This window comes from Trinickia dabaoshanensis (assembly GCF_002879885.1).
GTDB classification, from domain to species: Bacteria; Pseudomonadota; Gammaproteobacteria; order Burkholderiales; family Burkholderiaceae; genus Trinickia; species Trinickia dabaoshanensis.
The window spans coordinates 24,424-33,111 of the sequence record NZ_PNYA01000046.1 but is presented as its reverse complement, the minus strand read 5'-3'; the positions used below and the strand labels follow the sequence as shown (position 1 = coordinate 33,111).

Sequence of the window (8,688 nt, the reverse complement as noted above, 5' to 3'; positions counted from 1 at the left end):
TACTCGTCCCGATGCTCTCGCACCATGCGCACAGCACGCTCGCGGACTTCAGCAGAAAACTTGTTCGACTTGTTCATGGCTCCATTCTCTCAAGAGTTGGAGCCTCCACCAAGTCCGGGGCGGTTCACTTCCACCTTCCAGCCAGGCGTGAGTTCGACGCCTTCACGCTTAGCCCATGCCTCAACCTGCGGCACGATTGGCTTCCCCATTGACGCGATTTCCGAAAACTGCTGTTCCGGGGTGCGCAAAATGCGGTCTACAGCTTCTACGAAACGCTGATGGGGAATCAAATCCTCTACCTCTGAGCCTTTGAAGCCAACGAATTCGTCCGTTGATAGGACCTTCCCCTCCTCACCGTTATAGATGCCGCTGCTCAGCTCTGCCGCCATCCTGCTGCCCATTTGATCGCCATCCAGCAAAACGACCGGAAGCGTCTCGTCTCGGCCAGTCAATATTCCAGCGGTGATCCTTAGCGTTTTGGTCCCACCTGCGGGCGGGAAAACCAGCTCTCGGCGAGGTGTGATCTTCCCCGCACCGATAAGAAGCGCTTTAATCGTCGTCAGATAGTGCTGATCGGAGGCTCCCTCCACAACGATTGGACAGCAGCCCAGTAGCAAGCTTTCAGCGACGTTCAGGTTAAGTGCGGAGTACACGGCGTACGCTGCCCCGGCATGTGCCGGGTCCGCACCCGACTGACGCAGATTCGGCGAAGACTCGGTCGAGCCATCCGCAGCGACATATACCTTCCGCACTCGATCCAGCCGGTCGGGATCGACGAGGAACGGCGAGTGCGTCGTATATATGATCTGGTTGGTCTTGGTCAACCCATCGAAGAAGGCCGACAGATCGCGCTGGGCAAGGGGATGAAGGGATAGGCCTGGCTCATCGAGTAGAAGAATTGCGTCTTCGTGGTCGCCCTGGCTTTCGACCAAGAACACGAGGTAGAAGCTCAGGAACCATTGCAGCCCCGTACTGCGATTCTCAAGCTCCACTTCTTCCGGACGTCGATCATCTGATACCCAGATGCGGAAATGATCGCCATCCGCTTCGAATCGGAAGCGGTAGTCGCCTTGTTTCCACCAGGACTTGAACTCCTTGGTCAAAGTCGTGCCCGCAGACTGTAGCAAGATGGAGCGCTCTCGCTTGCGCTCAGCGATCCTTGCAATCTCGTCTTCCGTGGGCTGCCGATTCTGATTGCTCGGATCTTTGAAGTCGCGGCCAAGCTCACGGATCTCCGTCGGTTGGAGGCGAACAAAGCTGAACAACACGCGGAGGGTCCGAGCTTTCGCCGCCTCCTTGGCCCCCAGATCCTTTCTCTCAAGATTCTGGACCACATGCGGGAGATAAATTTCCGAGTCCAGATTTCCATAGTTCGAGTAGTACACAAACTTCGGGAGCGCTTTCAGGACTAGATCTCGAACGCCTTCGATGTCTTCGGGGGCCGGCGACCTGATGTTGGACAACCATTCGGTCAGGACATCAATCGTCTGCTGCGTACGAGGAACGATCGTCGACGTCTTGGCCGGCTGGTCTGGCAACAACTTCTTCAGTGATTCGATGGCGGCATCGAGGTCCTGCGCAGTCCAGTCTTGCCTGATGGGTTCGGCCAAAGCGCGAACGGCGTCAACGATCGTCGACTTAAGTGCTTCTTCGCTCTTGAGCGCATCTGTTCGCTGAACGGCCGTGGTTAAGGTCGTCAATTCGCACTTGATCTCCGAGGCAGCGACCGTTGTCTTGGGCGCAAACTGCGGGAACGAGATTGCATGTTTACCATCGAAGTACCGGTCAACACGCACAACCTCCAGTTGTGCAACGTCCAGTTTCGTGAGAGCAATCAAATTGTCTCTGAGAGAGCTGGCATCAAAATCGGCACTGATGAATCGAACGTTTCCGGGGTTGGCACGCACATCCGCGAACATCGTCTTCGGGTAATCCGATGTCGGTTGAATCTCACCTTCGCGGGCAGGATTGAGCTTCCAAAGCGGAAGCAGCAAATTCGTTTTTCCTGACTCGTTGACGCCGATCAGCGCGGCGACGTCGCCGGCATCAATATCGCCGCTGTCCTTCACGGAGCGGAAATTCGTTACCCGATACTTGATCAACTTCATCCTGCCCCCGTCGAGGTAGTTATATGGCAGCGCAACCGGCTTCTGCGCGCTGGAGATGGACATGATAATAGGACGTCTCGACAGAGTGTCTGGGCTGGCGTCCGCCCGCACCAACTGCTTGATGGCTTGCGAGGTGGAACTGCCGCGCCAATGTCACAGCGGCGCACCGGATGAAGGTCCCGTCTTCGCCAGCAGGCGAAGATCGCGCCGGAGCCTCGGGGCGCTGGTAACCTCCACCGGCCAAAGCAACTTTCAGCCGACTCACGAGCACGCTATCACCCAACGCACTCTCAGGCCATTCGGCAATGATGCGGAGGTCTCTCCGCCCCGTCTGACAAGGGTCAATTTCAACTCTGGAAATCACGCCGGAGTTTTTGCGGGCCGATATTGGCCCTGTTCTGCTGCAGCTCGGCGATCCACGTGCGCCCCCAACCGACCCAGAGCCGCCCTTATGACTCCGTGCGCCGCCATGACAACCTCCGGGGTAGAAGAGTCATTCCGGATCCAAGGGGACCGAAACCACCAAGGGCCATCCGCCGATGGCAGCTCTTCGTGATTCGAGTAGAATCATGGCACCTAGTCCAAGTTGACTGTACACATGGCATCGATAAGTCGCAATTACGATGAGCTCTTTGAAACGGTATTTTCGGAGACTCGACGAATCCAAGAAATGTCACCTGACGAATTGGGACGATGGCGTAGTCAGTTCAAGCTGTTACCGCCCAATATCCCACTAGGCGATGGGTCGCACATCGACACTACGATGGATGCTCTACGCGCGATTGGGGATATCGGCGAACTGTGGCTGCAGAACACACCATCGGCACGAGCCTCAATATCGACACATGAAATTCGCGAACTTGCAATCGCTATCGTTGGGCATATTATCTCAGGCGCGTATCGTGATCGATTTGATGCTGACCCCAAATTTAAACGCGTTTTCAAAAAAATACTCAGCGAACGCGTAGCTAGCCTGTCGAAGACGACGATGCATTACTTTCCTTGCCACGTTTTCGAAAGTCCGGAAGCGCCGCAGTTTGAAATTGGTCCTGTTCGCTTCATGTCCCGCGTTGATTGGCTGGACTTGGTAGAATCCAATGCACAATTATCGCTGGGGTGGGTACGACCACTTAGAGCTTACTTTCAAGGTCAAGCGCTTCGTCCGGGGGCGCCTGTCTGGGATCCAGCAACGATCAGCTCTGAGGAACAGCAGAAATCGATCGACGATCAGTGGAAGGCAAAATCAACGTGCGACGAAGTAGGCGCGTGCCGATGGATCGCGGTCGTTGAGGTGCCCGATAGACTTGCGAAGTTATCTCGAACCTGCGCCGAGGTCGCTGTGCGCGTCGCTATCGACGCCTTTGGGTTGGCGCTCGGTCATCTCGACGCGTTAGACCTTAGGGGGCCAGGCGACGCGAAAGGCGCAACACTCAGCCACCAGCTATTGCAAGTCCGAGGGCGTGACATTCCAACGTCTTGGTCGCTCGACATGCCCGGCCTGAAAGGCGGAGCGGGCCGATATCACGAACTACTGGACCGTACAGCCGGACTCCGCAGTAGTGCTGGCAAGGCGCTCTATGCTTTTGTGAATCACAACACACCGGGGCCGGTCCCTACTCTCAAAAAGCGATGGGTCGAGGCGATGTATTGGTTCGGTGAGGCACGGCGAGAACCGGCCGAGTTTGTATCACTGGTGAAAGCGGGGATAGCGCTTGATATTTTGACTCAGGGGAAAAAGGCTGGGGGAATTCTGACCCTTTGCTGCGGGCTATTCGGGCTGGAAAAATCAGATGTCGTTTCGAACAACGGCATGTCATTGGAGAGCGCTGTAACGGCAATTTACGATGATGGACGATCTCAACTTAGTCACGGTGGGCGATTAGGTCTTTTACAAGAGTTGCCCGTCTCGAAGCAGTTCAGTATTGATTTTTCGGCGAAAGTATTGCTTCAGTATTTAAGCTGTCTGGAAAAGTATAGCGGCCCGGATGACGTCGATGCTTTTTTACCGGTGATTCCAAGTTTACGTACATAACATGCTGCTTGATCTGGACAGATTTGGCATATCAACATCGATTGGCCGGTTCCGGGTTTGGAGCCGACGTCTGAACGGCTGACGTATGCTACGACCGAACGACGCTTCCTGGCCGGCAAGCGACCGCTCGCCGGCCAAGATGCGATCAAACCTCGGTCTGCTCCGCCATCTCGAGGGCATCGTCGACCTCGATTCCCAGGTAGCGAACCGTGCTTTCCAGCTTTGTGTGGCCGAGCAGCAACTGCACGGCCCGAAGGTTCTTCGTCCGCCGGTAGATCAGCGAAGCTTTCGTGCGGCGCATCGTGTGGGTACCGCTTGCGGTATCGTCGAGGCCAATCGATGCGACCCAGCGGCGTACCAGCCGGGCATATTGCGGCGTCGACAGGTGCGGTGACGTATGAACCCGGCTCGGGAACAGAAAATCGGCCGCCTTCAGTCCCCGGGTTTCGATCCACGCTTCGAGGCTCTCACGAGTCTGTTCCGTGATCTCAAATTGCACCGGACGCTGGGTCTTCTGCTGCATGACGGTCGCTCTCGACGCCACCTGGCTTCCGTGGCGGACATCCTGGACCCGTAACCGCGTGAGGTCGCACGCCCGCAGCTTGCTATCAATCGCGAGATTGAACATCGCGAGCTCACGAACGTTCGACGCCATCTGAAGTCTCCTCCGAATCACCCAGATTTCCCGAAGCTTTAACGGTGGCTTCTCCCCGGTGAGCTTGCCCTTGTTCCACGGCACGCGGTGGACAACCACGACATTCTCGGATTCCACGACCGTCCCCTTTCAAGCAAATGGAGATTGAGTGTGCGCCGCGTCGGGCGGTCGCAGGCCGACCCGGAGCGGTCGTTCGAACTCCTAACGTCGCAATGACAGCTTCCCGGGTCCAACAGACCCTCGCCCCGCGCAGTTGGTCGGCAAGCTCCCAGCCCTAGCCGACGTTGATGCGCGCTGGCTGCCGCGCTTTGAACGCAGCGCATTGCCGACGATGGAGGCGTCGTGCCTTCGGACAGCAGCGCCTCAGGATCAGGGGGCTAACCCAGCGCATTTCGGTCACGACGTCATTTGCATACAGTGGGTAGCGATTCGCGGACCGCACGGTCGCGGCTACTGTCTATGATTCGTTGGTCTGGGCACCGGTAGATGGTCTCGATGATGTCGCCGCTTCAGGAAACGAGACTCGGCCGGTTGAAAAGAGCAACGCCCGGCGACATTCGCGTGCGAACTCTGGATTGCTTTCGCCGAGGAGATGCTGAACAACATTGAATAGGTCCGGTGTATGCACCAGCGCCGTTGACGAAATTGTCGCGGCGCTTTGACATTTTTCAGTGAAGGGATCCGGGCGGTCTCGGATGGGCAGCAAGCGATATCCGTTTCCGAATAAAACAGGCTTTGCGGGCGAAGTGACCTCGTCTCGTTGAAGGTCTTCGTGAATATTCATCGACAATTGCCGGAGCTTGTCGATATTGACAGCTTTATTGTCCTTTCCCTCTGCCTCGCCAATCAAGCGCCCCTCATCACTTTCGAAAACAACATCGAACTCGGAATCGGATTCTTTAAACGACGCCGCTTCAAAGCCCATAAGGCGAAGAGCATCGATAATGACTCGCTCTAGTGATTTTCCCTTTTCATACAATAGTGCACGATATTTCCCTGCGGCTACAAGTTGATCCGCCACGGCTTCCTTTTCCTGCTGCGCCTCCTCGACCTTTCGCTCGGCTTCCAGCAACTGCAATTTGAGTGCTGATTCAGGGCCAAGCGCATAGCTGGAGTCGGCAGCCCAGAGCGGCTCCGGGGTGATCTCAGAACTGGAGCGAAGCGCCTTGTCGAGGGCAACGATAGCAGATACGAACCTGCCAGCAAACTGTGAGGCAGCGGTGGTCCAGACTCGGTTGCTCTCATCCTCCTCGATAAAGCGTTCGTCGTCGAAGTCAATGTCCGGCAAAAGGAGAAGCGCACCAGAAGATGCCTTGCTTCGATAGAGCGCGCCCACAGGCTTGTCGCCTGCGCGTGTCATCAGGCACGAAGGCACATTTTCGCCCTCGAGAAGAACTTCATAGGCCGATTGCCCTTCGAACTCCTTCCAATAAGAAGCTAGCACTTCGGCTCCCTTCTCGACGAGCTTCATTGATGTCCCACTGGTGGCAACAGGAGAGAACGCTGCCGGAATTGCTTGATAGTTCGTAAAGAGAGCGACGTGGCGAGTAGTTTGCCGATTTCGGCCTGTACCAGAGTACGAGCGCTGCCCCGTATCAATATATACTTCTTGGAGTGGTGCCAGATAAACGATTACCGTTTTACCTGCATCAACCGCTTGCTTGATCTCCCGTCGCCAGTGCTCCGAACTTTCCTTCAAGCGGAATGAACTGCTGTCACTAAGGCTGCGCTTACCCTGATAATAATCGTCGCTATAAGCGTAGAAGTCCCCAAGCTTGGGCTTGACAAGAATGATATCCCAATCGAGCAATGACAGTTTGGAGTCGAACGACGCATATTCGCTGTCGTCGGACGCCAGCTCGAAGCCAATAGTGAGTATTTTTCGAGCACCCATCGTTTATAACCATCCCTCGGTTGACATGACCCGTCAAGGAAAAGCTCGAAGTGCCACTAGGTCGGCACGGCGAATCTGCACGCCAACAGCACTAGCCAGCGTCCTTCGAGGAGAAGTACTCGGGCGATGAGCTGGCGTGATAGCGCACTCGACAAACGACTTCTCGAACGGGAGCCACAAGCGCACTTTTTGAGACTCGAAAAACTGGATTGATCTATTCACAGCGTCCCTTTGGATTATCGCGGACCCCATGCTATCGAGATCTGCCTACAGATCGTCCCAACTAACGCGCGCTCGACTCACATCAGATGTTCGAGCCGTTCTGCGGTGAATTTACGCCAATACATCAATTCTTCACTTCGACCACGCGAAACGAATCGTCGAATTGCAGATAAACACATTTGATCGATGGAAAGTTCGATGCATATTCTCCGGCTTTCTTTCGCAACGCCCCATTTATGCCATCTGTAAATGGCATTGAGACGAAAACTATCGTCACTGTCGTAAAGCTTCCCGCAGCGACGCAAGTGACGCATTCGAGAAACAGGCTAAGGAGATTGACTTCACTGCCTCCCAAATCATCGTATACACAATGAATTCCGCGAACGCTAGACCCGTCTCGGAGAATGAACTCTGGGAATCTCCCGAAACGGGTATCGACCGTCTCAGTCGGAATTCGCTGGTTGTCAACCCATGCCAGCGCCGCTTGCCGCACAACGCTAGGCACATCCTGCCCAGTCGTCGATCGAATACTGCGCCGCCTCTTGAGTCCCTTGGTCAGCTGATACGCAGGCAATTGTGCGGTACCTACGCCCAACATATGAAGGGCACTTACCAGTTCTTTTGTTGAGACATCTGTTGCAGTGAGATTGTCGGACACCTCTGAGTTAACATTTTTTGCCGCCGCCTCTCGGACCTCCGTTACAGAAGACTCGTCAATCTCAGCATTTATAAATTGCCGCGCATGAACGAGGAATTGATCAACAGCGTACATCCAAAAGACATCAACGCCGGCCTCGCGACGTATCTCTTGAATCAACTGTGGTTGCGGGCCAAGGGTTTTTCCCGACTCCCTCAGCCACCAATCCTCCTTCTTATCGTTTGTAACGAACACGACTTTTTGAAGGCCATTCCTCTTGGCATGCGCAATGACTTGCCTCCAAACGATTAAATCACCATACTCGGCCGTGTATTCGATGCCATCATGAAAATACTTGGCGTCGGTGGGGTTGCGGGCTTTGCTCGAATCCTTAAAACCTGGCGGAATTTTGCGCTGGTAGCGGAAATCTCCGTCGGTAATGAGATCGTCCACTTCTTTTTGGTTCGTGGGCGGCCGACCAACATTGTCGCGCAAAATTAATTCCAAGCGTTCACGCACCTCGTCATCGTGACTAATCGCCAGTTGGCGCGATTTACCCGCACTTACGGCGCTCCTTATTTCTTGAATCGCCCCTTTTAGCGATTCGCGCAGCGGTGCAGTGTCTATTCCCAAGCCCCGACGATCCAACTCCAGCTTCTCAACTGCCTCGACTAGTTTTGATTCCGCCGCGTCGAGCTGATCCACCGTTTCCTCAAATTTCGCGTTCTCGGCAGCAATAACTGCAATTCGATTGCGCTGAAATTCCAGTGCAACATTGAAAGGGATCCACAGCCTGTTTGCGATGCTTTCTAGCACCTTAAAGAGATCGTCCCGGGCCTGCTGCGGATACCTGTACAAACTAAGCAGAACGTTAGCATCCAACACAAACGTTGCTTCTCGCCACAGTTCCAAAAGATCGTCTGGGGTCGGTTTATAAAATCCCGAAAACGCTTTGCGCATGCCAGCTCCACCAATCGATCGCTTAAGAAAAGTCACTAAAGAGAATTAACTCACTGACGATGACTTAATGGTTGCTATGGGACCAATCATGCAGACCGAGGCAGTCGCCACCGCTGGCTAAAGTATATATGGACGGAATGTTTTTGGGGTAGACCGTCTCGAAGCTGCGCGGATACGAAG

5 protein-coding genes are annotated in these 8,688 nt (G+C 54.8%); 1 reads left to right on the top strand and 4 read right to left on the bottom strand.

Features of this window, described 5'->3' with window-relative positions; translation table 11 throughout:
- Positions 1–89: 89 nt before the first annotated feature.
- Complete coding sequence (locus tag C0Z18_RS31645) at positions 90–2,171, bottom strand: AAA family ATPase (protein ID WP_199189599.1); 2,082 nt, start codon at positions 2,169–2,171, stop codon at positions 90–92.
- A 700-nt stretch (positions 2,172–2,871) separates the two neighbouring features.
- Here C0Z18_RS31645 and C0Z18_RS31640 point away from each other — a divergent pair.
- Positions 2,872–4,140: a hypothetical protein gene (locus C0Z18_RS31640; protein ID WP_146014152.1), complete on the top strand. Its 1,269-nt coding sequence runs from the start codon at positions 2,872–2,874 to the stop codon at positions 4,138–4,140.
- A gap of 145 nt (positions 4,141–4,285) precedes the next feature.
- Here the strand turns inward: C0Z18_RS31640 and C0Z18_RS31635 are convergent, their stop codons facing one another.
- From C0Z18_RS31635 to C0Z18_RS31625, 3 genes are all read right to left on the bottom strand, one after another.
- A complete protein-coding gene (locus tag C0Z18_RS31635) occupies positions 4,286–4,912 on the bottom strand; it encodes a tyrosine-type recombinase/integrase (protein ID WP_102649402.1) in 627 nt (208 codons plus the stop codon).
- Between the two features lie 340 nt (positions 4,913–5,252).
- The gene (locus tag C0Z18_RS31630) at positions 5,253–6,689 is read right to left on the bottom strand and encodes a hypothetical protein (protein WP_102649401.1); all 1,437 of its coding nucleotides are present in this window, start codon (positions 6,687–6,689) and stop codon (positions 5,253–5,255) included.
- Between the two features lie 346 nt (positions 6,690–7,035).
- Positions 7,036–8,508 (bottom strand): PIN-like domain-containing protein, encoded by a 1,473-nt coding sequence (locus tag C0Z18_RS31625; protein ID WP_102649400.1) that lies wholly within the window; start codon positions 8,506–8,508, stop codon positions 7,036–7,038.
- Between the last annotated feature and the right edge of the window lie 180 nt (positions 8,509–8,688).

Excerpts from the sequence above, each read along its gene's own strand:
- C0Z18_RS31645 (WP_199189599.1), bottom strand. The coding sequence starts at position 2,171 with ATGTCCATCTCCAGCGCGCAGAAGCCGGTTGCGCTGCCATATAACTAC.
- C0Z18_RS31640 (WP_146014152.1), top strand. The coding sequence starts at position 2,872 with ATGGATGCTCTACGCGCGATTGGGGATATCGGCGAACTGTGGCTGCAG.
- C0Z18_RS31630 (WP_102649401.1), bottom strand. The coding sequence starts at position 6,689 with ATGGGTGCTCGAAAAATACTCACTATTGGCTTCGAGCTGGCGTCCGAC.
- C0Z18_RS31625 (WP_102649400.1), bottom strand. The coding sequence starts at position 8,508 with ATGCGCAAAGCGTTTTCGGGATTTTATAAACCGACCCCAGACGATCTT.